This is a genomic window from Pseudomonas sp. R4-35-07 (assembly GCF_003852235.1).
Taxonomy (GTDB): Bacteria; Pseudomonadota; Gammaproteobacteria; order Pseudomonadales; family Pseudomonadaceae; genus Aquipseudomonas.
Genome location: NZ_CP027732.1, coordinates 1,406,524 through 1,432,232, shown reverse-complemented (window position 1 = coordinate 1,432,232; position 25,709 = coordinate 1,406,524). Strand labels below are relative to the sequence as shown.

The window sequence follows — 25,709 nt, the reverse complement described above, 5'->3', positions numbered from 1 at the left end:
GGGTCAGGCAACAGGTGCGGGAGGCGGCTCATCCGGCAAGGTGGGCTCACCCGGTTCGGTAGGCTGCGGATAGTCCGGTTCAGGTTGGCCGGGAATGCCGCCCGCATAAGCAGGGTCGGCCATCAGGGACCAGGCCAGAACACCAATCTGGTTGGGTTCAAGCCGGGCAAGTTCTGCGCTGATTCGCGGGTTGATCTTCATAGGGCACTCCTCAAGCGTGGCTCGACGCGTTTTACACGCGCCGAGGCAGTACACCTAGATAGAGTCACTTTCTGCAGACTAATTCCCTTGGAGCGTAGGAGCTTTCGATCAAGCGCGTGGGAGCGTGACGCCACGCTGGCCCTGATACTTGCCGGCACGGTCCTTATAGGACACTTCACACGCCTCGTCCGACTGCAGGAAGAGCATTTGCGCGACGCCTTCGTTGGCGTAGATTTTCGCCGGCAAGGTGGTGGTGTTGGAGAACTCCAGGGTCACATGGCCTTCCCACTCGGGTTCCAGCGGGGTCACGTTGACGATGATGCCGCAACGGGCGTAGGTGCTTTTACCCAGGCAGATGGTCAATACGTCACGCGGGATACGGAAGAACTCCACGGTGCGGGCCAGGGCGAAGGAGTTTGGCGGGATGATGCAGACATCGCTCTTGACGTCGACGAAGCTTTTTTCGTCGAAGTTCTTCGGATCGACAATCGCCGAGTTGATATTGGTGAACACCTTGAATTCATCGGCGCAACGCACGTCGTAGCCATAGCTGGAAACCCCGTACGAAATCACGCGCGCGTCGCCTTCGCCACGGATCTGGCGCTCGACGAACGGTTCGATCATGCCGTGTTCCTGCGCCATGCGGCGAATCCACTTGTCCGATTTGATGCTCATGGCGGTGTCCTGAATGCGAGGTGAAAAAATTCTGTGGGGCATCTTACCGGGGCCGGCTGTGGGGTTCAAAGGGCGCAGGACTTTTAATGACGAATGCACCCGCCTCCATTACCCGCAGCCAACGGGGCCGGGGCTCCTGGCGCGACTTTCGACGACGATAAATACCACCGCCAGTCACGAAAATAGAGAAACCTTCGGAAATACCATTGGCACGTTCCGGAAAAAGGGTTAAGGTGGCGTCACTGTGTTGCTTGTGTCACTGAGAATCTCTACACGATATGTTGAATTTCGATCCAACCATCTCCAAGAATTTTTCCTGCTCTTTGCACTCAGTCTCGGCCAGGGCTTTTCCTGAGTCGCAGTTAACTTTGTTCAAGGAGTTACACCATGTCTAATCGCCAAACTGGTACCGTTAAGTGGTTCAACGATGAAAAAGGCTTCGGCTTCATCACTCCACAATCCGGTGACGACCTGTTCGTTCACTTCAAAGCTATCCAATCCGACGGCTTCAAAAGCCTGAAAGAAGGCCAACAGGTTTCTTTCATCGCTACCCGCGGTCAGAAAGGCATGCAAGCTGAAGAAGTTCAAGTTATCTAACTTGTACTGACTTAGTCGAAAAGACCCCGCCCTCAAAAGCGGGGTTTTTTTATGCCTGAAACCGATCGTTCCCACGCTTTGCGTGGAAATGACTCTTGTGACGCTCTGCGTCACGCCATGGGACGCAGAGCGTCCTGGTGCTGCATTCCCACGCAGAGCGTGGGAACGATCAGCAAACGATCGGCATAAAAAATGTGGGAGGGGGCTTATACCCCCTCCCACATTCGGCATTCAAGCAGCGTCGTTTATTGAAACAACGACTCACTCGACAAGCCATTCTTCTCGAGGATCTCGCGCAAGCGCTTGAGCCCCTCTACCTGAATCTGCCGCACCCGCTCACGGGTCAGGCCGATCTCCAGGCCTACGTCCTCCAGGGTGCTGCTCTCATGGCCGCGCAGGCCGAAGCGGCGGATCACCACCTCGCGCTGCTTATCGGTGAGCTCCGACAGCCACTGGTCGATGCTTTGAGACAGATCATCATCCTGCAACAGCTCGCACGGATCTGTCGGGCGATCATCTGTCAGGGTGTCCAGCAGGGTTTTATCCGAATCCGGACCCAGCGAGACATCGACCGAAGACACCCGCTCATTCAAGCCAAGCATGCGCTTGACCTCCCCTACCGGTTTTTCCAGCAGGTTGGCGATTTCTTCAGGCGAAGGTTCATGATCGAGTTTTTGTGTCAGCTCACGCGCTGCCCGCAGGTACACGTTGAGCTCCTTGACCACATGGATCGGCAACCGGATCGTGCGGGTCTGATTCATGATCGCCCGTTCGATGGTCTGGCGAATCCACCAGGTGGCATAAGTCGAGAAGCGAAAGCCCCGCTCAGGGTCGAACTTCTCCACCGCCCGGATCAAGCCCAGGTTGCCCTCCTCGATCAAGTCCAGCAGCGACAATCCGCGATTGACGTAGCGTCGGGCGATTTTAACCACCAGGCGCAGGTTGCTTTCAATCATGCGTTTGCGCCCAGCCGGATCGCCCTTCTGCGACAGACGCGCAAAATGAACTTCTTCTTCGGGGGTGAGCAGAGGGGAAAAGCCGATTTCATTGAGGTACAACTGGGTCGCGTCGAGCGCCCGTGTGTAATCAATATACTTGTGTTGCTTTAACGCGGAGGAGTTTTTGGATTTGGTGCGAACTGAGGGTGGTGATGCCCCCTCATTATCTGACATCGGTTCCGTAGCGATACCGGTCTCCATAAGGAGAACCTCATCGTCGATGTCAAACTCCGGCGCTTCTTTACTGAGAGCCATTGTTATAGTCCTTTGGTGAGTTCGACCTCAAGCTCAAGCGACGCCTTTATCCTTGGCAACGCTGGAGCCTGTTCCTTCTACGTGAGGGAACAGGCTGGCAACACATCAACGACGGGGTAGGAATTGCAGTGGGTCTACAGGTTTCCCTTGACGGCGAATCTCAAAGTGCAGTTTCACCCGGTCTGTACCCGTTGAACCCATTTCGGCAATTGTCTGTCCGACCTTGACCTGCTGCCCCTCCCGAACCAACAACCTGCGGTTATGACCGTAGGCACTGACGTAGGTATCGCTGTGTTTGATGATGACCAGCTCGCCGTAGCCCCGTAGACCACTCCCGGCGTACACCACTGTCCCATCAGACGCAGCCAAAACAGGCTGTCCCAAATCCCCGGCGATATCAATGCCTTTATTCAAACTGCCGTTTGAAGAGAATTTTCCAATTAACACGCCGTTTGAAGGCCATCCCCAACCGGTCGGCGCCGGCCCTGCAGGTGGCAACGGCGCGGGTGCCGGCTTGCTCGCCACCGAAGGTGCGGCGGTACCTGCAGGCCTGGTGATAACCGTGGTTTTGCTCGAAGAAGAAGCCGAAGATCCCGACTTTGTCACAACTGCCGTGGGCGCCGAACCGGCGCGGCCATCGAAACGAATTGTCTGCCCCGGATGAATCGTATAGGGCACGGGAATGTTGTTACGAGCTGCGAGGGCCTTGTAATCCCAACCATAACGGAAGGCAATCGAGAACAGCGTATCGCCCTTGCGCACGACGTATTGGCCGGTGGTCACCGTCGGCTTCTGCGGTGCCGCATTGGTGCGGTCAACCACCCGCGCACCGCCGGATGGCGTGCTCGAGCAGGCTGCCAGTAAGGAACTCAAGACAAGGCCAAGCACCAGTCGCTGAAAGCTTGTTTTACTCATTCGCTGCGCAGGACCTGTGAGACTCACCCGCCGCTCCCTTTGTGGTGGCTGAACGTTAACGCCTGTATCAGGCTTGAAAGATGACGCAAGTATAACTGGGCATTGGCTTTTTACCGGCACACGACTGAAACGAAAAATTCATCGTGTTTAATGCTGGCTCTCACCATTGTTGAATCTATAGACCCCGCTGTAAGACACATCCGCGTCTATGGAATTCACTATCAGGGAATAAATGTCAGGCCAGCGGGCCGTTGAGCAGCGGCACGAAGCGCACAGCCCCGAGCACATGCCGGGAAAAGCCATTGTCCTCGCGAATAATGAGCATCAATTGTTGCACTTCGCCGGAGCCCACCGGGATGACCAGCCGGCCGCCGGGCGCCAGTTGATCGAGCAGCGCTTGCGGCACATCGGTGGCCACCGCAGTGACAATGATGCCGTTATAGGGCGCCAATGCCGGCCAGCCTTCCCAGCCATCACCCCAACGAAACACTACGTTACGCAGGTTCAGCTCCACCAGGCGCTCTTTGGCCCTGTCCTGCAGAACCTTGATGCGCTCGACCGAGAACACCCGTTCGACCAGCTGAGACAACACGGCGGTCTGATAGCCGGAGCCGGTGCCGATTTCCAGCACCTTGTCCAACGGCCCGGCAGCCAGCAACAGCTCACTCATGCGGGCGACCATATAGGGCTGGGAGATGGTCTGGTTGTGGCCGATCGGCAACGCCGTGTCTTCGTAGGCGCGGTGCGCCAGGGCTTCGTCGACAAACAGGTGCCGAGGCGTACGCCGGATCACTTCCAGCACCTGCGCGTTGGACAAGCCTTCTTCGTACAGACGCTGGATCAAACGCTCGCGCGTGCGCTGGGAAGTCATCCCGATGCCACGGCGCAGCAAGTCGTCTTGTTCACGAGCCATCAGCGCAGTCCCTCCAGCCAGCCATCAAGTCCACTGAAGGCATCACTGAAGGTGCGATCGAATTGCAACGGGGTAATCGATACATAGCCTTGCATCACCGCATGAAAGTCCGTGCCCTCGCCACCATCCTCGGCGTCGCCGGCCGCGGCGATCCAATAGCCTTCCTTGCCACGCGGGTCGACCACCTTCAAAGGCGCCGCCGCACGGGCACGGTGCCCCAGCCGCGTCAGTTGGATACCGCGAATATGGTCAAGAGGCAGGTTGGGGATATTGACGTTAAGCACAGTGCGCGGCGGCAGGTTCAGGGACGCGTGCGCTTGCACCAACTTGCGCGCGTAGTACGCCGCCGTCGCCAGGTTATCCAGTTGCCGTGAGGCGAAGGAAAAGGCGAACCCGATACCGCCGAGAAAGCGCCCTTCAAGGGCGGCCGCCACGGTGCCGGAATACAGCACGTCATCGCCCAGGTTCGCGCCCAGGTTGATGCCCGACACCACTAGGTCCGGCGCGTGCTCCAACAAGCTGTTGATCGCCAGGTGCACGCAGTCGGTGGGGGTGCCGTTCACGCTGATAAAGCCATTGGCCAGCACCTTGGGGTGCAACGGACGGTCGAGCGTCAGCGAACTGCTGGCGCCGCTCTTGTCCTGGTCGGGGGCCACCACCACGCATTCGGCGTAATCCGCCAGCGCAGCATGAAGCGCGGCGAGGCCGGGTGCGGTGGCACCGTCATCGTTTGATATCAGAATACGCATGGGTTGTCCGTCGGCCCCACCGGCACTAGATCAACGAGTTCGCGCACCAATACAGTGGCGAAGCATCCAGCCGGCAGGACGAATTCCAATTGCAGAATGTCAGGCCCGGGATAATGCCACGTCAACCCGCCAATGGGCAGCCGCAGAATGCGACGTTCTTGGCTCATTCCCGCATTCACCAGCCAATCACGCAGATCAGCTTCTGCGGCGGCGACAGATTGTTCCAATTCATAGGTAAGACCTTTCGCCGGAGACTCGCCCTCCCCCCACTGCGGGCCGGTGGGATGCAAGTCGAGGATCGCCAGGCGCGGGTCGCTGCATTCAGCCTCACCGGCCGGGAAAAAGCTGCGGCTGTCGGTGAAGGCCAGCAAGTCGCCGACTTGGGCGCGCTGCCAGGAGCCGTCGGCGACACGCGCCGCCAACACTTTGTTGAACAGCAAGCTACGGGCGGTGGACAGCAACCGCGAACGTACATTGCGCTGTTCCGGAAGGGCCTTGCGAGCCGCCCAGTCACGGGCATCGACGACATTGCCGCCATTATGGCCAAAGCGCTGGGCACCGAAATAGTTGGGAATACCGTGCTGGGCAATCTGTTGCAGACGCGCGTCGATGGCGGCGGTATCACCGTTCAACTGCGTCAGGCGCAAGGTAAAGCCGTTGGCCGCATGGGCGCCGCGCTGCAGCTTGCGTTTGTGCCGCGCAGTTTTCAGGATCCTCAGGGTGTCGTTCTCGGCGGCACTCATGTTTGGGTCGGCCTTGCCGGGCAACTGCACGCTGAACCACTGGCGGGTCAATGCCTGGCGATCCTTGAGCCCGGCATAGCTGACGGTGCGCAAGGGCACGCCAGCCGCCTTGGCGATACGCCGCGCTGCTTCCTCGGTATTCAGGCCGCGCTTCTCCACCCACAACCACAGGTGCTCGCCTTCGCCAGTCAGCGGGATATCGAGCACTTCGTCCACCTGAAAATCTTCGGCGGTGGCCTTCAGGACCGCGCTGCCCAACGCTTCGCCATAGGCACGCGGGCCCAGCAACTCAAGTTCGTTCATGCGCGCAGCAACAAGGCGACGGAGTGCACGGCGATGCCCTCTTCACGACCGGTAAACCCGAGCTTTTCGGTGGTGGTGGCTTTCACGTTGACTTGGTCCAATTCTATTTGCAGGTCTGCGGCAATCAGGGCGCGCATCGATTCGATATGCGGGGCCATTTTCGGCGCCTGGGCCACGATGGTGTTATCGACGTTGCCGACCTTCCAGCCTTTGGCGTGGATCAAGCCGACGACATGGCGCAGCAACACACGGCTGTCGGCGCCCTTGAAGGTTGGATCGGTGTCCGGAAAGTGCTTGCCGATATCACCCAACGCCGCTGCGCCGAGCAACGCATCGCTCAAGGCGTGCAACACAACGTCGCCGTCAGAATGAGCCAGCAGCCCATGGTGGTGCGCGATACGCACGCCGCCCAAAGTGATGAAATCGCCTTCAGCGAAACGGTGCACATCGTAGCCGTGGCCAATACGCATAAAAAAACGCCCCGATTTAATTCAGGGCGTGATTCTACCTACTTTTGCCTCACATTAACCGAGCAAAGCACGCCCATGATGGCGCAAATGGTCATCGATGAAGCTGGCGATAAAGAAGTAGCTGTGGTCGTAGCCGGGTTGCAGCCGCAGTTCCAGCGGATGACCGGCCGCCTTGGCGGCTTGCTGCAAGGCCTCGGGCTTGAGCTGCACGGCGAGGAAATCGTCGCGATCGCCCTGGTCCACCAACAGCGGCAATTGTTCCGACGCTTCGCTGATCAGCACGCAGGCATCCCATTCGCGCCACTTCGAGCGCTCTTCTCCCAGGTAACGGGAGAAGGCTTTCTGGCCCCAGGGGCAGTCCATCGGATTGTTGATCGGCGAAAACGCCGACACGCTCTGGTAACGCCCAGGGTTGCGCAGCGCGCAGACCAACGCACCGTGGCCGCCCATCGAGTGGCCGCTGATGCCCCGCTTGTCTGACGCAGGGAAATGCGCCTCCACCAACTCCGGCAATTCCTGCACCACATAGTCATGCATCCGATAATGCCTGGCCCAGGGTTCCTGGGTGGCGTTCAGATAGAACCCGGCGCCCAGGCCAAAGTCCCAGGCGCTATCCGGGTCATCCGGCACACCGGGGCCGCGCGGGCTGGTATCCGGCGCCACGATGATCAAGCCCAGCTCGGCGGCCATGCGATGGGCGCCGGCCTTTTGCATGAAGTTCTCGTCGGTGCAAGTCAGCCCGGACAGCCAATACAGCACCGGCAGCTTGCCCCCCTGCTCCGCCTGCGGCGGCAGGTAGACGGCGAAGGTCATGTCGCAATCAAGCACAGCGGAATGATGCTTATAGCGTTTATGCCAGCCGCCGAAGCTTTTCTGGCAGGAAATATTTTCCAGGGACATAGGAGTGCTCCCAGCTACAAGTTGCAAGCTTCAAGCGACAAGAAGGCGCACACCCGACTTGCAGCTTTCAGCTTGTAGCTTGCCGCTGCTTCAAAAATGGATGACGGTACGAATGCTCTTGCCTTCATGCATCAGGTCAAACGCTTTGTTGATATCTTCCAGGCCCATGGTGTGGGTGATGAAGGTGTCCAGCGGGATCTCGCCGGTCTGGGCCATTTCCACGTAGCTTGGCAATTCGGTACGCCCGCGTACGCCGCCGAAGGCCGAGCCGCGCCAGACGCGACCGGTCACCAGTTGGAACGGACGGGTGGCGATTTCCTGGCCTGCACCGGCCACGCCAATGATCACCGACTCGCCCCAGCCTTTATGGCAGCACTCCAGGGCCGCACGCATCAGTTGGACATTGCCGATGCACTCGAAGGAAAAGTCCACGCCGCCATCGGTCAAATCGACAATCACGTCCTGGATCGGGCGGTCATAGTCTTTCGGGTTGATGCAGTCGGTAGCGCCCAGTTGCTTGGCGATTTCGAACTTGGCCGGGTTGATGTCGATGGCGATGATGCGACCGGCCTTGGCTTTCACCGCGCCAATCACCGCCGACAGACCGATACCGCCCAGACCGAAGATGGCCACGGTGTCACCCGGCTTGACCTTGGCGGTATTGATCACCGCGCCGATACCGGTGGTCACGCCACAGCCCAGCAGGCAGACCTTTTCCAGCGGCGCTTCTTTAGGAATCTTGGCGACGGAAATTTCCGGCAGCACGGTGTACTCGGAGAACGTCGAGGTCCCCATGTAGTGGAAAATCGGCTGGCCCTTGTAGGAGAAACGCGTAGTGCCGTCAGGCATCAAGCCTTTGCCCTGGGTGGAACGGATGGCCTGGCACAGGTTGGTCTTGCCGGACAGGCAGAATTTGCATTGACCGCATTCCGGGGTGTACAGCGGGATCACATGGTCGCCGACGGCCACCGAGGTTACGCCTTCGCCAATGGCCTCGACCACTGCACCGCCTTCATGACCAAGGATCGACGGGAAAATCCCTTCCGGGTCTGCGCCTGAAAGCGTGTAGGCATCGGTATGACACACACCGGACGCGACCACGCGCAACAGCACTTCGCCCGCCTTGGGCATGGCGACATCGACTTCCACAATCTCAAGGGGTTTCTTGGCTTCGAAGGCTACGGCGGCGCGGGACTTGATCATCCGGGGTTTCTCCATGGAGTAAAAGTTGATTGGACCAGTGTAAAACATGGCTGATTGATTAATAATCCAGACGAAAGCAAAACATTATTGCCGTACAGGGACAATAACCATGCTGGAGAATCGCTGGGAGGGCATCGATGAGTTTGTCGCTGTGGCCGAGTGCAGCCAATTCACGGCTGCGGCCGAGCGCCTGGGGGTGTCGTCGTCCCATATCAGCCGCCAGGTGGCGCGCCTGGAAGAACGGCTGCAAACCCGCCTGTTATATCGCAGTACACGCAAGGTGACGCTGACCGAAGCGGGCCAGACGTTCCTGCAACATTGCCAGCGCTTGCAGGACGGACGCGAAGAGGCCCTGCGCGCCGTGGGTGACCTGACCAGCGAACCCAAGGGCATGTTGCGCATGACCTGCGCCGTGGCCTATGGCGAACGTTTCATTGTGCCGCTGGTAACCGCGTTCATGGCGCTCTATCCACAGTTGCGCGTCGATATCGAGCTGAGCAACCGCCCGCTGGACCTGGTGCACGAGGGGCTCGACCTGGCAATTCGCCTCGGGCGCCTGCAAGACTCACGCATGGTTGCCAGCCGCCTGGCTGCGCGCCGCATGTATTTGTGTGCGTCACCTTCCTACTTGGCCCTGTATGGCCGGCCACACAGTTTGTCGGAATTGAGTCGGCACAACTGCCTGATCGGCAGTTCGGACATCTGGCAATTGGCCCAGGACGGCCGCGAATTTTCCCAGCGGGTGCAGGGCAACTGGCGCTGCAACAGTGGGCAGGCGGTGCTGGATGCCGCGCTGCAGGGCATGGGGCTGTGCCAGTTGCCGGACTATTACGTGCTGGAGCACTTGCACAGTGGCGCGCTGGTGTCGCTGCTGGAGGCGCATCAGCCGCCGAATACGGCGGTGTGGGCGTTGTATCCGCAGCAGCGGCATTTATCGCCGAAGGTCAGGAAGTTGGTGGATTTTTTGAAGGAGGGGTTGGCTGGAAGGCCGGAGTACAGCGGGTGATTATTTGTTGCCTGGCCAGGCCGCATCGGGGGCAAGCCCCCTCCCACATTTTGATCTGTGAACCCAATCAAATGTGGGAGTCGACGCGGTGCGACTGACTACCTGCGGTTAGCCCAGCGCAACCGCAGCCACTCCAGGTCTTCCGGCCGCGTCACCTTGATGTTGTCCGAACGCCCTTCGATCAGGCGTGGTGCCTGGCCGGACCACTCCATGGCCGAGGCTTCGTCGGTAATCACCGCATCGGCCACCAGGCTGTCCGCCAACGCCCGGTGCAAGGCGCCCAGGCGGAACATCTGGGGCGTGAAGGCTTGCCAGATCAGGCTGCGATCGACGGTCTCGACGACACGGCCCTGTTTGTCGACGCGCTTGAGGGTGTCACGGGCCGGCACGGCCAGCAGGCCACCCACGGGATCGTCAGCCAGTTCACCCAATAGCTTGTCGAGATCATCACGGCTCAGATTGGGCCGCGCTGCATCGTGCACCAACACCCAATCTTCATCACTGGCGCCCAGAGCATTGAGCTGAAGCAGCGCATTGAGCACGGAACCTGAGCGCTCCGATCCGCCATCCGCACGCTGAATACGCGTATCGGCGGCACACGCCAGGCTGGGCCAGTAGGGGTCATCAACCGCAAGACTGACCACCAGCCCTTGCAGCGCAGGGTGGTCAAGGAAACAGCCAAGGCTGTGTTCGAGAATGGTGCGCCCGCCCAGTTGCAGATACTGCTTGGGACGGTCGGCGGCCATACGGGCACCAACACCCGCGGCCGGAATCACGGCCCAGAAGGCCGGTAACTCGGTGTTCATTGGGCCAACTGGTAGAGGGTTTCGCCCTCCTTGACCATGCCCAGTTCATGACGCGCCCGCTCTTCAACGGTCTCCGTGCCTTTTTTCAGCTCAAGCACTTCGGCATCGAGCACGCGGTTGCGCTCCAGCAGACGTTCGTTTTCGGCGTGCTGGTCGGCAATTTGCTGGGTCAGCTCTTCCACCTGCGCAAAGCTGCCGTTACCGACCCATAGGCGGTACTGCAGGCCAGCCAGCAACAAGAGCAAGACGAGGAACAACCAATTGGGACTGCGCATCGAAATCCGGGTATCCAGTGAAAAAAGACAGTCATGCAAACCTTTTGCAGCAACTGATAGCACGAAGCCTGGATAAACCAGGCTTGTGCTTGTCAGTCAGCAGATTAGCGCCGAAATGCCCACTGTCGTGAGATTTCCGACGCAATCGGCCGACTTTTTACCATTTACTGCTCAGCCGCGAAACTCGCTGCGACCGTTGTACTTGGCTTTACCCGCCAATTGCTCTTCGATGCGCAGCAATTGGTTGTACTTGGACACGCGGTCGGAACGGCACAGGGAACCGGTCTTGATCTGGCCCGCCGAGGTGCCCACGGCCAGGTCGGCAATGGTCGAATCTTCGGTTTCGCCGGAGCGGTGCGAGATCACGGCGGTGTAGCCCGCAGCCTTGGCCATCTGGATGGCTTCCAGGGTTTCGGTCAGGGTGCCGATCTGGTTGAACTTGATCAGGATCGAGTTGGCGATCTTCTTGTCGATGCCTTCTTTCAGGATCTTGGTGTTGGTCACGAACAGGTCGTCGCCCACCAACTGGATTTTTTCGCCGATCTTGTCGGTGAGAATTTTCCAGCCGTCCCAGTCGGACTCATCCAGGCCGTCTTCGATCGAGATGATCGGGTAGCGCTGGGTCAGGCCCTTCAGGTATTCGGCAAAGCCTTCGGAATTGAACACCTGGCCTTCGCCGGACAGGTTGTACTTGCCATCTTCATAGAATTCGCTGGCAGCGCAGTCCAGGGCCAGGGTCACGTCGGTGCCCAGTGTGTAGCCGGCGTTGGCCACAGCTTCGGAGATCACTTTGAGTGCATCTTCGTTGGACGCCAGGTTTGGTGCGAAACCACCTTCGTCACCCACTGCAGTGCTCAGGCCTCGGGCCTTCAGCACAGCCTTGAGGTGATGGAAAATCTCGGTGCCCATGCGCAGGCCTTCGGAGAAGGTCTTGGCGCCAACCGGCTGCACCATGAATTCCTGGATGTCGACGTTGTTATCGGCGTGCTCGCCACCGTTGATGATGTTCATCATCGGCACCGGCATCGAGTACACGCCCGGCGTACCGTTCAGGTTGGCGATGTGCGCGTACAGCGGCAGGTCCTGGTCCTGGGCGGCGGCCTTGGCGGCGGCCAGGGACACGGCGAGGATCGCGTTGGCGCCCAGGCTGCCTTTGTTTTCGGTGCCGTCGAGCTTGATCATCGCGTGGTCCAGGGCTTTCTGGTCCAGCGGGTCCTTGCCCAGCAACAGGTCACGGATCGGGCCATTGATGTTGGCTACCGCCTTGAGTACACCCTTGCCCAGGTAACGGCTCTTGTCGCCATCACGCAGTTCCAGCGCTTCACGGGAACCTGTGGAAGCACCGGACGGCGCGCAGGCGCTGCCGATGATGCCGTTATCGAGAAGCACGTCGGCTTCGACGGTGGGGTTGCCACGGGAGTCGAGAACTTCACGACCTTTGATGTCGACGATTTTTGCCATTGTTGTAAACACTCCAAAGTTGACGAAAACGACGCAGCTGAAGGAAATCTTTTGACCGACCGCAAGGGTGGAACAACAGGGCAGGCTTGCAGACGACAAGGCTCAGGCCTGGGGCCTGAGCATAAAGCGTGGGAAATTCTACCGGAGAAACGACGCTTACGCGGTCTCTACCGTCGGAAAACTCTTGACCAGTTCGTCCAACTGCTTGAGCTGGGCCAGGAACGGCTCCAGCTTGTCCAGGCGCAGGGCACAGGGGCCGTCGCACTTGGCGTTGTCCGGGTCCGGGTGGGCTTCCAGGAACAGGCCGGCCAGGGACTGGCTGATGCCCGCCTTGGCCAGGTCCAGCACCTGGGCACGGCGACCGCCGGCGGAATCGGCGCGACCACCGGGCATTTGCAACGCGTGGGTCACGTCGAAGAACACCGGGTATTCGAACTGTTTCATGATGCCGAAACCGAGCATGTCCACCACGAGGTTGTTATAGCCGAAGCTCGAACCACGCTCGCACAGGATCAATTGGTCGTTACCCGCTTCCACGCACTTGCTCAGGATATGTTTCATTTCCTGGGGCGCGAGGAACTGGGCTTTCTTGATATTGATCACCGCGCCAGTCTTGGCCATGGCGACCACGAGGTCGGTCTGGCGCGACAGGAAGGCCGGCAGCTGGATGATGTCGCACACCTCGGCGACCACGGCAGCCTGCTCGGGCTCGTGGACGTCAGTGATGATCGGCACGCCGAAGGCTTGCTTGATGTCCTGGAAGATCCGCATGCCTTCTTCAAGGCCCGGGCCGCGATAGGAGGTCACGGACGAACGGTTGGCCTTGTCGAAGCTGGCCTTGAATACATAGGGGATCCCCAACTTCTGGGTAACCCGCACGTACTCTTCACAGACCTGCATCGCCATGTCGCGGCTTTCCAGTACGTTCATGCCGCCGAACAGCACCATGGGCTTGTCGTTGGCAATCTCGATGTCGCCTACGCGAATGATCTTCTGGGCCATCAGGGTTATGCCTTCTTCTGATGTTGCGTCAGTGCCGCTTTGACGAAACCGCTGAACAGCGGGTGACCGTCGCGCGGCGTCGAGGTGAACTCAGGGTGGAACTGGCAGGCCACGAACCACGGATGATCCGGTGCCTCGACCACTTCAACCAGCTTGCCGTCACCGGAGCGGCCGGAAATCTTCAGGCCCGCTTCTTTGATCTGCGGCAGCAGGTTGTTGTTCACTTCGTAGCGGTGACGGTGACGCTCGACGATCACGTCCTTGCCGTAGCAGTCGTGTACCAGCGAACCGGCTTCCAGCAGGCAGTCCTGTGCGCCCAGGCGCATGGTGCCGCCCAGGTCGGAGGCTTCGGTACGGGTTTCGACGGCACCGGTGGCGTCTTCCCACTCGGTGATCAGGCCCACGACCGGGTGGCCGCTGGTGTGATCGAACTCGGTGGAGTTGGCGTCTTTCCAGCCCAGCACGTTACGGGCGAACTCGATGACGGCCACCTGCATGCCCAGGCAGATACCCAGGTAGGGCACCTTGTTCTCGCGAGCGTATTGCACGGCGGTGATCTTGCCTTCCACGCCACGCAGGCCGAAACCGCCCGGTACGAGGATCGCGTCGACACCTTCGAGCAGCGCGGTGCCCTGGTTCTCGATGTCTTCGGAATCGATGTAGCGCAGGTTGACCTTGGTACGGTTGCTGATGCCGGCGTGACTCATCGCTTCGATCAGGGATTTGTACGCGTCGAGCAGTTCCATGTACTTGCCGACCATGGCGATGGTGACTTCATGCTCAGGGTTGAGCTTGGCGTCGACCACGGCTTCCCACTCGGACAGGTCCGCGCCGTTGCACTGCAGGCCGAAACGCTCGACCACAAAATCATCCAGGCCCTGGGAATGCAGGATGCCCGGGATCTTGTAGATGGTGTCGGCGTCTTCCAGGGCGATCACCGCACGTTCTTCAACGTTGGTGAACTGCGCGATCTTGCGACGCGAGGAAATATCGATCGGGTGATCGGAGCGGCAGACCAGCACGTCCGGCTGCAGGCCAATGGAACGCAGTTCCTTGACCGAGTGCTGGGTTGGCTTGGTTTTGGTTTCGCCGGCAGTGGCGATGTACGGCACCAGGGTGAGGTGCATCAGCATCGCGCGCTTGGCGCCGACTTCGAAACGCAACTGGCGAATGGCTTCGAGGAACGGTTGGGATTCAATGTCACCCACGGTGCCACCGATCTCGACCATCGCCACGTCGGCATCGCCTGCACCCTTGATGATGCGGCGCTTGATTTCGTCGGTGATGTGCGGGATCACCTGGATGGTTGCACCCAGGTAATCACCACGGCGCTCCTTGCGCAGCACGTGCTCGTAGACACGGCCGGTGGTGAAGTTGTTGTTCTGGGTCATGGTCGTGCGGATGAACCGCTCGTAGTGGCCCAGGTCCAGGTCGGTCTCGGCGCCGTCATGGGTGACGAACACTTCACCGTGCTGGAACGGGCTCATGGTGCCCGGGTCGACGTTGATGTACGGGTCCAGCTTGAGCATGGTGACTTTAAGCCCCCGCGCCTCCAGGATGGCCGCCAATGAAGCGGAGGCAATGCCTTTCCCCAATGAAGAAACAACACCGCCCGTGACGAATATGTAGCGCGTCATGAAAAACCCTAGAAGTCTGCGTTAAAGCGGTACGAGCCGCCGGGGAAAGCGAAGAGAGGCCGAAGCCCCCGATCACCTGCATTAATCACAGTGCACCTTTCAAAAAAACCGCCGCGTTGTGACAGACCAGCAATGGAACACCGGTACGTTGATCGCTACACATTTTTTGGAATCGCCCAGCAAAGACTGCTTGGTAATCGGCAACTGCTGCGATTCAGGCGAATCCACAGAAGTTGTATCAAGAAGGGAGCGTAGTCTACCGGAAAGGCTCTATCAGCTCAAACCTTGATCGCAGGTCTGTGGCAACCAATGCAATTGCCAGTCGTTCGGCGTGCTGGCCCATAGCCCCGCAAGCGTTGGGACAGCCAGCAACCGCTCGCCCCGATACAGCAGCGGCAATCTGCCACGGACGAACCCGGGCATGCCGCACTCATTGAGCAGGCGCTTGAGGTCGCGCCGGCCACGACCTGGCACTTCGATGATTTCACCGCCCTGGCGGTAGCGGATTTCCAGCGGACCTTCAGGCGCCCCGCCAATCAGTTTCAACTGACCATTGCCGGGTAACTCCAATGGTTTTTGCGGATTGGGCCAGCTCACCGATGCGTCGGAAAATTCCGACCATGTAGAGGGCAGCCACCAGATGCGCTCGCCGCTGCGGTGCAACTCGCCGTCAGCCAGACGCCATAGGGGCTGTGCATCATCCTTGGCATCGCGCATGGAATACCAGCCAGCCCAGTGGTCGCTGTCGGGCAGGCGGGTGAGTGGAGCCAGCCAATGGCGCAGCGCGTTGCGCTGGCGTGCATCGGAAAGCTCGCGCAAGGGCGTAATAGCCAGGGAGCGCAAAGGCAACCAGGAAAACAACGAAGGTTGATCGGCGCGCTGCAGGTCCATGGCGGCCAGCTCATCGAGCAAGCCTTGGGCTTGCTCCAGATGTTCAGCCGTGCGGGCCAGGCTTGACACCACTTGAGGCCAGCGCTGCGCCAGCACCGGGAAGACGCGGTGCCGCAGATAATTACGGGAGAAACGCGGATCAGCGTTCGAAGGGTCTTCGATCCACTGTAAATGATGGGCCTGGGCGTAGGCTTCCAGCTCGACACGGGTGACATTCAGCAGCGGGCGCACCAGATGACCTTGCGCCAAAGCGCGATGCGCGGGCATTGCCGCAAGCCCACGCACCCCGGCGCCGCGCAACAGGCGGAACAACAGGGTTTCAGCCTGATCGTCGCGATGCTGGCCGGTGAGCAGCACCTCCCCTACCCCGGTCACCTCGGCAAAGGCCAGATAACGCGCATCACGGGCCGCGCGCTCAAGGCTGGCGCCGGGCGGTACCTGCACGCGCATCACCCGCAAGGGCACGTTCAAGCCGTCACATACTCGCTGACAATGGCCGGGCCAGGCGTCAGCGGCAGTTTGCAAACCATGGTGAACATGCACAGCACGCAGAGGAGGAATGTTTGCCAGAGAGGCCAAGAGATGCAACAGGACGGTGGAATCGAGGCCACCCGAAAAAGCGACATGCCAGGCCGGGGCGTTGCACCAGGGGGCCAGGGTTTTCAGGAGTTTGGCGGATAAAAGTGGCTTCATCAGATAGTACCGCCGCAACCCTGGAATACGTTGGCCGAACACATACAAAGCAAATGTGGGAGGGGGCTTGCCCCCGATGGCAGTGGACCAGCCACCAGATGCGGTGACTGACACTCAGCAATCGGGGGCAAGCCCCCTCCCACATGGAGTTACGGCGTCGGCTTAGAGACCGTAGCTCATCAGGCGCTCGTAACGACGGGCCAGCAGCGCTTCGTTATCCAGCTTCTTGAGCATCGCCAGTTGCGAGCCCAGTTCGGCACGGATAGTCGCCGCAGCCGCAGCCGGATCACGATGCGCGCCGCCCAGTGGCTCGGCGATGACTTTATCAACGATCCCCAGGCCCTTGAGGCGATCAGCGGTGATGCCCATGGCCTCAGCAGCGTCCGGCGCCTTTTCGGCGGTTTTCCACAGAATGGAGGCGCAACCTTCCGGCGAAATCACCGCGTAGGTCGAATACTGCAACATGTTCAGTTGGTCGCAGACGCCAATGGCCAATGCGCCGCCGGAACCGCCTTCACCGATCACAGTCGCGATGATAGGGGTTTTCAGGCGCGCCATGACGCGCAGGTTCCAGGCAATCGCTTCGCTCTGGTTGCGCTCTTCGGCATCGATACCTGGGTAGGCACCCGGGGTGTCGATGAAGGTCAGGATTGGCATCTTGAAGCGTTCGGCCATTTCCATCAGGCGGCAAGCCTTGCGGTAGCCTTCCGGACGCGGCATGCCGAAGTTGCGACGCACTTTTTCGCGCACTTCACGGCCTTTCTGATGGCCGATCACCATCACCGGTTGGTCGTCCAGCCGAGCGATACCGCCCACGATGGCCGCGTCGTCGGAGAAGTGGCGGTCGCCATGCAGCTCGTCGAACTCGGTGAAGATGTGCTGAATGTAGTCCAGGGTGTACGGACGGCGCGGGTGGCGAGCCAGGCGCGCGATCTGCCAGCTGGTCAGCTTGCCGAAAATGTCTTCGGTGAGCGTGCTGCTCTTGTCTTGCAGGCGGGCGATCTCATCGCCGATATTCAGCGAATTGTCATTGCCGACCAGGCGCAGCTCTTCGATCTTGGCTTGCAGGTCAGCGATCGGCTGTTCGAAATCAAGAAAATTCGGGTTCATAAGCGTCCGTCTTGGGTCGACGGCCAAGGGGTGCCTGGCCAGCCGGTTGTCTATTCGCGCCCTACCTTAAGGGAGAGGCGCGTTTAGGTCGAGATTAAATGTTTGGCCGAGATCAGGCGAATACTCTTCAGGGAAAAGCAAGCGCCTGGCCATCAGCGGTATTGGAGAAAGACGTTGTCACGGCCGAACTGGTCACGCAATGCCTGAATCAAGCCGTCAGCGGGATCAATTCGCCAGGTCTCGCCAAACTGCAGCATGGCCTTGGCGTCGTTGCCGGTGTACTCCATGGTTACCGGGCATGCACCACGGTGACGCTTGAGCAGGTCACCCAACCAGCGTAGCTGATCGCCCTTGAGTGCTTCGGTCTTGACCTTCAGGCGCAGGCTTTCGGCCAGGTTGGTACGCGCATCTTCCATGCTCATCACGCGCTTGATGCGCAGGCGCAGGCCGCCGGAGAAGTCGTCGTTGCTGACCTCCCCTTCCACCACCACCATGGCATCGGTCTGCAGCAGCGACTGGGCGGAGTGGAACGCGTCGGCAAACAGTGACGCTTCGATCCGGCCCGAGCGGTCGTCGAGGGTGATAAAACCCATCTTGTCGCCCTTCTTATTTTTCATCACCCGCAAGGCGATGATCATGCCGGCAACCGTCTGGGTATCCCGGGCCGGCTTCAGGTCGATGATGCGCTGACGGGCGAAACGGCGAATCTCACCCTCGTACTCGTCAATCGGGTGACCCGTGAGGTACAGGCCCAAGGTGTCTTTCTCACCCTTGAGACGTTCCTTGAGAGTCAACTCCTTGGCCTTGCGGTGGTTGGCATACACATCCGCATCTTCTTCGACGAACAGTCCGCCAAACAGGTCGGCGTGGCCGCTGTCATGGGTACGGGCAGTCTGTTCGGCGGCCTTGATCGCTTCTTCCATGGCGGTGAGCAACACCGCGCGGTTGCGGTCGATATTGGCCTGGTAAGCCTTCGGCTCATCATGGAAATACGGGCCGAGACGGTCCAGCGCACCGCTGCGGATCAGGCCATCGAGGGTGCGCTTGTTGATACGCTTGAGGTCAACCCGTGCGCAGAAGTCGAACAGATCCTTGAAAGGCCCGTCCTGACGCGCTTCGGTGATGGCTTCCACCGGCCCCTCACCTACGCCTTTGATCGCACCGAGGCCATAAATGATGCGGCCTTCGTCGTTCACCGTGAACTTGAACTCCGAGGCGTTCACGTCCGGCGCGTCGAGGCGCAGCTTCATGGTGCGCACTTCCTCGATCAAGGTCACGACCTTGTCGGTGTTGTGCATATCCGCCGAGAGTACCGCGGCCATGAACGGCGCCGGATAGTGGGCTTTCAACCAGGCGGTCTGGTACGAAACCAGGCCGTACGCAGCGGAGTGGGATTTGTTGAAGCCGTAACCGGCGAATTTCTCTACCAGGTCGAAGATGTTACCGGCCAGATCCGCGTCAATATTGTTGGTGGCGCAGCCCTCGATGAAACCGCCGCGTTGCTTGGCCATTTCTTCGGGTTTCTTTTTACCCATGGCGCGACGCAGCATGTCCGCACCGCCGAGGGTGTAACCCGCCATCACCTGGGCGATCTGCATCACCTGTTCCTGATACAGGATGATGCCGTAGGTGGGCGCCAGTACCGGCTTGAGGCCTTCGTACTGGTAATCGGAGTGCGGGTACGCCAGTTCGGCGCGGCCGTGCTTACGGTTGATAAAGTCATCCACCATGCCCGATTGCAGCGGCCCAGGACGGAACAGGGCCACCAGTGCGATCAAGTCTTCCAGGCAGTCGGGCTTGAGCTTTTTGATCAGCTCCTTCATGCCGCGCGACTCAAGCTGGAACACCGCAGTGGTTTCGGCTTTTTGCAGCAGGCTGTAGGTCGGCTTGTCGTCCAGCGGGATAAAGGCGATATCCAGCGGTTCCTCGCCGACCTTGGCGCGGTCGCGGTTGATGGTCTTGAGCGCCCAGTCGATGATCGTCAGGGTGCGCAGGCCGAGGAAGTCGAACTTCACCAGGCCGGCCGCCTCCACGTCATCCTTGTCGAACTGGGTCACCAGGCCGCCGCCCTCTTCATCGCAGTAGATCGGCGAGAAGTCGGTCAGCTTGGTAGGCGCAATCACCACGCCACCGGCGTGTTTACCGACGTTACGCACCACGCCTTCGAGCTTGCGTGCCATGTCCCAGATTTCGGCGGCTTCTTCATCGACCTTGATAAAGTCGCGCAGAATCTCTTCCTGCTCGTAGGCTTTTTCCAGGGTCATGCCCACTTCGAACGGGATCATCTTCGACAGGCGGTCGGCCAGGCCGTAGGATTTGCCCTGCACCCGGGCCACGTCGCGGATAACTGCCTTGGCCGCCATGGAACCGAAGGTGATGATCTGGCTGACCGCATTGCGACCGTATTTTTCGGCCACGTATTCGATCACGCGGTCGCGACCGTCCATGCAGAAGTCGACGTCGAAGTCGGGCATGGAAACCCGTTCCGGGTTGAGGAAACGTTCGAACAGCAGGTCATATTCCAACGGGTCGAGGTCGGTGATCTTCTGCACGTAGGCCACCAGCGAGCCAGCACCTGACCCCCGGCCCGGACCGACCGGTACGCCGTTGCTCTTGGCCCACTGGATAAAGTCCATCACGATCAGGAAGTAACCGGGGAACCCCATCTGGATGATGATATCCAGCTCGAAATTCAGCCGGTCGACGTAGACCTGGCGCTTGGCTTCGTAGTCTTCGGTGGTGTCCTTAGGCAGCAGCACGCTGAGCCGCTCTTCCAGGCCGTCGAACGACACCTTGCGGAAGTACTCGTCGATGGTCATGCCATCGGGTATCGGGAAGTTGGGCAGGAAGTGCTTGCCCAGCTTCACTTCGATATTGCAGCGCTTGGCGATCTCGACGGAGTTTTCCAAGGCCTCGGGCAAGTCGCTGAACAGCTCGGCCATTTCCTCGGCGCTTTTGAGGTACTGCTCTTCGCTGTAGTTCTTGGAGCGACGCGGGTCATCCAGGGCCCGGCCCTCGCCGATGCACACGCGGGTCTCGTGGGCCTCGAAATCTTCCTTCTTGATAAAACGCACATCGTTGGTTGCCACCAGCGGCGCGCCCAGCTTGTCGGCCAGGGCCACGGCGGCGTGCAGGTGCTCTTCATCGTTGGGGCGATTGGTGCGCTGCACTTCCAGGTAGAAGCGGTCAGGGAACACCTGCATCCACTCGCGGGCGAGCACTTCGGCTTCCTGCGGGTTGCCGCCGAGCAGCGCGATACCGATCTCGCCCTCTTTGGCGGCCGAGAGCATGATCAAGCCTTCGCTGGCTTGTGCGACCCACTCGCGCTCGATGATGATCGAGCCGTTGCGCTGACCATCGATGAAGCCACGGGAAATCAGTTCGGTCAGGTTGCGATAACCCACGCCGTTCATCGCCAGCAGGCTGATGCGGCTCAGGGGGTTATCCGGATCCTTGTTGGACAGCCACAGGTCGGCGCCGCAGATCGGCTTGATACCTGCGCCCATGGCGTTTTTGTAGAACTTGACCAGGGAACACATGTTGTTCTGGTCGGTAACCGCTACCGCTGGCATGTTCATGCCCACCAGGGTCTTGACCAGCGGTTTGATCCGTACGAGGCCGTCGACCAGGGAGTATTCAGTGTGCAGGCGTAGATGAACGAATGAAGCCGGCATAGTGATCCTGTGCAGTAACGTGGAAACAACAAGGCCCGGGATTGTACCGGGCCTTGAGCAAAACATCAGCCTCGCGACTACATCTCGCTGAGGCTCTCGCGCAGCTCGTAAGCCTGGCGCACCGGGGCGAACGAGCGGCGATGGATCGGCGTAGGGCCGAGTCGCGCCAAGGCTTCCAGATGAACGGGCGTCGGGTAGCCTTTGTGACCGCCCATGCCGTAGCCGGGGTAAATCAAGTCGAACGCCGCCATTTCGCGGTCGCGGCTGACCTTGGCCAAAATCGACGCCGCCGCAATCGCCGGCACCTTGCTGTCGCCCTGGACCACGGCCTCAGCGCGCATCGCCAGCTGGGGGCAACGATTGCCGTCGATCATCGCCAGCCTGGGCGTGATATGCAGCCCTTCAACCGCACGTTGCATGGCAAGCATGGTGGCGTGCAGGATGTTCAGCGTATCGATTTCTTCCACTTCCGCCCGGGCGATATGCCAACTCAGGGCTTTCTCACAGATCTCGTCATAGAGTTTTTCACGGCGGGCTTCGGTGAGCTTTTTCGAGTCATTGAGGCCTAGGATCGGACGGTTCGGGTCGAGAATCACCGCCGCCGTCACCACCGCACCGCACAGCGGGCCGCGCCCGACTTCGTCGACACCGGCGACCAGTTCGTGGGCCTGTGCAACCAGGCTGAAATCCAGGCCCATCTGCGTACTCATAAGGCTTCCTGTCTATGGCCGATCAAGTTCAACACGGCATCAGCCGCCTGGTTCGAGGCATCACGCCGCAGAGTGCGGTGAATAGCATCGAAACCACGGGTTTGCTCTTCGCCACCGTCAATCAAGGGTAGCAGCGTCTGTGCAAGTGCCTGGGGCGTAGCATCGTCCTGCAACAACTCCGGCACCAACAACCGTTGGGCCAGCAGATTGGGCAAAGAAATATACGGGCTCTTGACCATCCGCTTGAGAATCCAGAAGGTCAGCGGCGCCAAGCGATAGGCCACGACCATGGGACGCTTGTACAGCAAGGCTTCCAGGGTGGCGGTGCCTGAGGCGATCAGTACGGCATTGCAGGCGGCCAGGGCCAGGTGCGACTGACCGTCGAGCAGGGTCAACGGCAGGTTGCGCCCCTCAAGCAGTGTTTCGATTTGTGCGCGACGCTGCGGGCTCGCGCACGGCAGCACAAAACGAATCCCCGGCTTGATCGCTTGCAGACGTTCAGCGGCATCAAAAAACAGGCCGCCCAGGCGCCCGACTTCACCGCCCCGGCTACCCGGCATCAGCGCGACCAGCGGGCCGTCGGGCAACCCCAGTTCGGCACGCGCTGCGGCACGGTCGGCCTGCAAAGGAATGGCATCGGCCAGGGTATGCCCGACAAACCGCACCGGCACGCCCTTCTCTTCGTAGAACCGCGCTTCGAACGGCAGCAGGGTCAGCATCAAGTCGCAGCCTTCACGAATCTTGAGCACGCGCTTTTGCCGCCACGCCCACACGGACGGGCTGACATAGTGCACCGTCTTGATCCCGGCCTGGCGCAACTTGAGTTCAATGTTGAGGGTGAAGTCCGGGGCATCGATACCGATAAAGACGTCGGGCTTTTCTTCGATCAACGTCTTGATCAGTAGCTTGCGACGCGCGAGCAACTCACGCAGGCGCCCCAGTACTTCTACCAAACCCATGACCGACAAGCGCTCCATCGGAAAGTAGGAGGTGAGGCCTTCGGCCTGCATCAATGGGCCGCCGACGCCGATGAATTCAATGGCAGGGTGCTGGACCTTGAGGGCCCGCATCAGGCCGGCGCCGAGAATATCGCCGGAAGCTTCTCCGGCGACCAGTGCGATACGCAACTTGGCCATGGTCAGCGGGTGATGCCGCGAGTCGACGCCTGGATCGAGTCACGAAACACCGCGACTTCCGGGAACGACGCTGCCGGCTCGGCCAGTTCGGTCAGGGCCTGCTCAACCGTCAGCCCTTGACGGTAAACCGTCTTGTAGGCGCGGCGCAGGGCTTGGATCGCGTCGTCGCTGAAGCCGCGACGGCGCATCCCTTCAAAATTCATGCTGCGGGCTTCAGCGGGGTTGCCGAACACCGTGACGAATGCAGGGACATCCTTGCCAATGGCGGTGCCCATGCCGGAAAAGCTGTGGGCGCCGATATGGCAATATTGGTGCACCAAGGTAAAACCGGACAGGATCGCCCAGTCGTCCACATGCACATGCCCGGCCAAGGCGGTGTTGTTGACCAGGATGCAGTGGTTACCGATCACGCTATCGTGGCCGATATGGGCATAGGCCATCACCAGGTTGTGATCCCCCAGCGTGGTCTCGGCCCGATCCTGCACCGTGCCACGGTGGATGGTCACGCCTTCACGGATGATGTTGTGGTCACCGATTACCAGGCGCGTTTCTTCACCCTTGTACTTCATGTCCGGCGTGTCTTCGCCTACCGAGGAAAACTGGTAGATGCGATTGTGTTTGCCAATGCGGGTCGGACCCTTAAGGATCACGTGCGGCCCGATGACAGTCCCCTCGCCGATTTCCACACCTGCGCCGACAATCGACCAAGGGCCGACCTCAACGTCGGCGGCCAGTACGGCCGACGGATCGATGATTGCGCGAGGGTCAATCAAACTCATAGTTTGCGTTCCGCGCAGATGATCTCGGCAGAGCACACCGGCTTGCCATCCACCGAAGCCTGGCATTCGAACTTCCAGATCTGGCGCTTGCAGCTGATGAACTTGGCTTCCAGGATCAACTGGTCACCCGGGGTGACCGGATTGCGAAAACGCAACTTGTCGGAGCCCACGAAATAGTAAAGCGTGCCGTCGGCAGGCTTGAGGTCGAGCATTTTGAAACCAAGGATACCGGCAGCCTGGGCCATTGCTTCGATGATCAACACGCCCGGCATGATGGGATGCGCAGGAAAGTGGCCATTGAAAAACGGTTCGTTGATGCTGACATTCTTGTAGGCACGAATGCGCTTTTCCTCAACATTGAGGTCCACTACACGATCCACCAGCAGGAACGGGTAACGGTGAGGCAGGTATTCGCGAATCTCGTTGATGTCCATCATTTCGGGGGGAAGCCTGTAATAAAGATTGGGGGCGGGCGGACTAAAAGCACGCCCCGCTAGCAAATCAAGGAGGCAGTCTAGCGGCTGTGCACACTTGATATGGAAATGGTATCAGCCTTCTGATGAAGCATTACCGCCAGGGGTCACGTCTGCAACACGCTTTTCCAGCTGTTTGAGACGTCGCGCCATGTCGTCGAGCTGCCTCAGACGTGCTGCGCTCTTGCGCCATTCAGCCGCTGGCTGCATGGCGGTACCGGATGAATAAGCCCCTGGCTCGGTAATCGAGTGAGTGACCATGGTCATGCCGGTGATGAAGACGTTGTCGCAAATATCGATATGCCCCACCAGCCCCACGCCACCGGCGAGCATGCAATGCTTGCCGATTTTGGTGCTGCCGGAAATCCCCACGCAGGCAGCCATGGCGGTGTGATCGCCAATCTGCACGTTGTGGGCGATCTGAATCTGGTTGTCGAGCTTCACGCCGTTGCCAATCACGGTATCGGCCAGGGCCCCGCGATCGACAGCAGTGTTGACACCGATCTCTACGTCGTCGCCGATCAACACGCCGCCCACCTGGGCGATCTTGTGCCAGACACCCTTGGCATTGGCAAAGCCGAAGCCCTCACCGCCAATTACCGCGCCCGACTGAATGACCACCCGCTGCCCAATACGCACATCGTGGTAAAGGGTAACGCGAGGAGCCAGCCAGCCATCGGCACCGATTACGCAACGCGCGCCGATAAAACAATGCGCGCCGACGGTGACGCCAGCACCAATACGGGCGCCACTCTCGACCACGGCAAAGGCGCCAATGCTGGCCGCAGGGTCGACCTGGGCATCCTCGGCGATCACTGCTGTCGGGTGAATACCGCCAGCCGCCTTAGGCTTGGGATCGAACAGGTGCGATGCTTTCGCGTAGCACAGGTAGGGGTCGTCCACTACCAGCGCATCCCCGATAAACCCTTCGGCGTCCGCGGCCTTCAGCAACACGGCTGCGGCTTGGCAATCGACCAGGTATTTACGGTATTGAGGATTTGCGAGGAAGCTCAACTGAGCTGGGCCAGCCTCCTGCAAGGTGGCTAGCCCAGTAATGTCTCTCTCCGGGGAACCACGCAAGGTGGCCCCCAGGAACTCGGCCAACTCGCCGAGCTTGATGGTCGCGGTCATGGT

At 59.9% G+C, this 25,709-nt stretch carries 25 protein-coding genes; 2 read left to right on the top strand and 23 right to left on the bottom strand.

Annotated features, from left to right (window positions below; all coding sequences use genetic code 11):
• Positions 1-3: 3 nt before the first annotated feature.
• Positions 4-201 (bottom strand): hypothetical protein, encoded by a 198-nt coding sequence (locus tag C4J89_RS06450; protein WP_065886112.1) that lies wholly within the window; start codon positions 199-201, stop codon positions 4-6.
• A 108-nt stretch (positions 202-309) separates the two neighbouring features.
• Positions 310-876 carry a dCTP deaminase gene (dcd, locus tag C4J89_RS06445; protein ID WP_048719838.1) on the bottom strand — a complete coding sequence of 189 codons (567 nt, stop codon included), beginning with the start codon at positions 874-876 and terminating at the stop codon, positions 310-312.
• 387 nt (positions 877-1,263) lie between these two features.
• On the opposite strand from dcd, the gene C4J89_RS06440 reads away from it, so the two are divergent.
• On the top strand, positions 1,264-1,473 hold the full coding sequence (locus C4J89_RS06440; protein ID WP_002554837.1) for a cold-shock protein: 210 nt from the start codon (positions 1,264-1,266) through the stop codon (positions 1,471-1,473).
• Between the two features lie 245 nt (positions 1,474-1,718).
• On the opposite strand, the gene rpoS is transcribed toward C4J89_RS06440, so the two are convergent.
• The 8 genes from rpoS to C4J89_RS06400 all read right to left on the bottom strand — a co-directional run bounded on the left by rpoS (position 1,719) and on the right by C4J89_RS06400 (position 8,922).
• Positions 1,719-2,726 (bottom strand): RNA polymerase sigma factor RpoS, encoded by a 1,008-nt coding sequence (gene rpoS, locus C4J89_RS06435; RefSeq protein ID WP_124361628.1) that lies wholly within the window; start codon positions 2,724-2,726, stop codon positions 1,719-1,721.
• 105 nt (positions 2,727-2,831) lie between these two features.
• Complete coding sequence (locus tag C4J89_RS06430; protein ID WP_124361627.1) at positions 2,832-3,668, bottom strand: peptidoglycan DD-metalloendopeptidase family protein; 837 nt, start codon at positions 3,666-3,668, stop codon at positions 2,832-2,834.
• Between the two features lie 208 nt (positions 3,669-3,876).
• Positions 3,877-4,512, bottom strand: a complete 636-nt coding sequence (locus C4J89_RS06425) for a protein-L-isoaspartate(D-aspartate) O-methyltransferase (RefSeq protein WP_177413024.1) — start codon at positions 4,510-4,512, stop codon at positions 3,877-3,879.
• Between the two features lie 41 nt (positions 4,513-4,553).
• Entirely contained in the window at positions 4,554-5,303 is a 750-nt protein-coding gene (gene surE / locus C4J89_RS06420) for a 5'/3'-nucleotidase SurE (protein WP_124361626.1), read from the bottom strand.
• The gene (truD, locus tag C4J89_RS06415) at positions 5,291-6,349 is read right to left on the bottom strand and encodes a tRNA pseudouridine(13) synthase TruD (protein WP_124414019.1); all 1,059 of its coding nucleotides are present in this window, start codon (positions 6,347-6,349) and stop codon (positions 5,291-5,293) included. The genes surE and truD overlap by 13 nt, the downstream gene beginning before the upstream one ends.
• On the bottom strand, positions 6,346-6,819 hold the full coding sequence (gene ispF, locus C4J89_RS06410; protein ID WP_012722614.1) for a 2-C-methyl-D-erythritol 2,4-cyclodiphosphate synthase: 474 nt from the start codon (positions 6,817-6,819) through the stop codon (positions 6,346-6,348). The genes truD and ispF overlap by 4 nt, the downstream gene beginning before the upstream one ends.
• A gap of 54 nt (positions 6,820-6,873) precedes the next feature.
• Positions 6,874-7,719: an S-formylglutathione hydrolase gene (fghA, locus tag C4J89_RS06405; protein WP_124414018.1), complete on the bottom strand. Its 846-nt coding sequence runs from the start codon at positions 7,717-7,719 to the stop codon at positions 6,874-6,876.
• 90 nt (positions 7,720-7,809) lie between these two features.
• Positions 7,810-8,922 carry an S-(hydroxymethyl)glutathione dehydrogenase/class III alcohol dehydrogenase gene (locus C4J89_RS06400; RefSeq protein WP_065880066.1) on the bottom strand — a complete coding sequence of 371 codons (1,113 nt, stop codon included), beginning with the start codon at positions 8,920-8,922 and terminating at the stop codon, positions 7,810-7,812.
• 109 nt (positions 8,923-9,031) lie between these two features.
• On the opposite strand from C4J89_RS06400, the gene C4J89_RS06395 reads away from it, so the two are divergent.
• Positions 9,032-9,928, top strand: a complete 897-nt coding sequence (locus C4J89_RS06395; RefSeq protein ID WP_124414017.1) for a LysR substrate-binding domain-containing protein — start codon at positions 9,032-9,034, stop codon at positions 9,926-9,928.
• Positions 9,929-10,026: 98 nt separating this feature from the next.
• On the opposite strand, the gene ispD is transcribed toward C4J89_RS06395, so the two are convergent.
• The 13 genes from ispD to lpxD form a co-directional block, all read right to left on the bottom strand.
• Entirely contained in the window at positions 10,027-10,734 is a 708-nt protein-coding gene (gene ispD, locus C4J89_RS06390; RefSeq protein ID WP_124414016.1) for a 2-C-methyl-D-erythritol 4-phosphate cytidylyltransferase, read from the bottom strand.
• Positions 10,731-11,009: a cell division protein FtsB gene (gene ftsB, locus C4J89_RS06385; protein WP_057723188.1), complete on the bottom strand. Its 279-nt coding sequence runs from the start codon at positions 11,007-11,009 to the stop codon at positions 10,731-10,733. Before ftsB ends, ispD begins: the two co-directional genes overlap by 4 nt.
• Before the next feature lie 171 nt (positions 11,010-11,180).
• Positions 11,181-12,470, bottom strand: coding sequence for a phosphopyruvate hydratase (gene eno, locus C4J89_RS06380; RefSeq protein WP_017844757.1), 1,290 nt, complete (start codon positions 12,468-12,470; stop codon positions 11,181-11,183).
• A 156-nt stretch (positions 12,471-12,626) separates the two neighbouring features.
• Positions 12,627-13,472 carry a 3-deoxy-8-phosphooctulonate synthase gene (kdsA, locus tag C4J89_RS06375; protein ID WP_124366122.1) on the bottom strand — a complete coding sequence of 282 codons (846 nt, stop codon included), beginning with the start codon at positions 13,470-13,472 and terminating at the stop codon, positions 12,627-12,629.
• 5 nt (positions 13,473-13,477) lie between these two features.
• Positions 13,478-15,109, bottom strand: coding sequence for a CTP synthase (locus C4J89_RS06370; RefSeq protein WP_124361620.1), 1,632 nt, complete (start codon positions 15,107-15,109; stop codon positions 13,478-13,480).
• Between the two features lie 273 nt (positions 15,110-15,382).
• Positions 15,383-16,693, bottom strand: coding sequence for a tRNA lysidine(34) synthetase TilS (tilS, locus tag C4J89_RS06365; RefSeq protein ID WP_124414015.1), 1,311 nt, complete (start codon positions 16,691-16,693; stop codon positions 15,383-15,385).
• A 162-nt stretch (positions 16,694-16,855) separates the two neighbouring features.
• Entirely contained in the window at positions 16,856-17,803 is a 948-nt protein-coding gene (locus C4J89_RS06360; protein ID WP_016976871.1) for an acetyl-CoA carboxylase carboxyltransferase subunit alpha, read from the bottom strand.
• A gap of 152 nt (positions 17,804-17,955) precedes the next feature.
• Positions 17,956-21,477: a DNA polymerase III subunit alpha gene (gene dnaE / locus C4J89_RS06355; RefSeq protein WP_124361618.1), complete on the bottom strand. Its 3,522-nt coding sequence runs from the start codon at positions 21,475-21,477 to the stop codon at positions 17,956-17,958.
• A gap of 77 nt (positions 21,478-21,554) precedes the next feature.
• Positions 21,555-22,187, bottom strand: a complete 633-nt coding sequence (rnhB, locus tag C4J89_RS06350; protein WP_124414014.1) for a ribonuclease HII — start codon at positions 22,185-22,187, stop codon at positions 21,555-21,557.
• Positions 22,184-23,323, bottom strand: a complete 1,140-nt coding sequence (gene lpxB / locus C4J89_RS06345; RefSeq protein ID WP_124414013.1) for a lipid-A-disaccharide synthase — start codon at positions 23,321-23,323, stop codon at positions 22,184-22,186. The genes rnhB and lpxB overlap by 4 nt, the downstream gene beginning before the upstream one ends.
• 2 nt (positions 23,324-23,325) lie before the next feature.
• Complete coding sequence (gene lpxA, locus C4J89_RS06340; RefSeq protein ID WP_124361615.1) at positions 23,326-24,102, bottom strand: acyl-ACP--UDP-N-acetylglucosamine O-acyltransferase; 777 nt, start codon at positions 24,100-24,102, stop codon at positions 23,326-23,328.
• Entirely contained in the window at positions 24,099-24,539 is a 441-nt protein-coding gene (fabZ, locus tag C4J89_RS06335; RefSeq protein WP_003172281.1) for a 3-hydroxyacyl-ACP dehydratase FabZ, read from the bottom strand. The genes lpxA and fabZ overlap by 4 nt, the downstream gene beginning before the upstream one ends.
• A 111-nt stretch (positions 24,540-24,650) precedes the next feature.
• A complete protein-coding gene (lpxD, locus tag C4J89_RS06330) occupies positions 24,651-25,706 on the bottom strand; it encodes a UDP-3-O-(3-hydroxymyristoyl)glucosamine N-acyltransferase (protein ID WP_124414012.1) in 1,056 nt (351 codons plus the stop codon).
• Between the last annotated feature and the right edge of the window lie 3 nt (positions 25,707-25,709).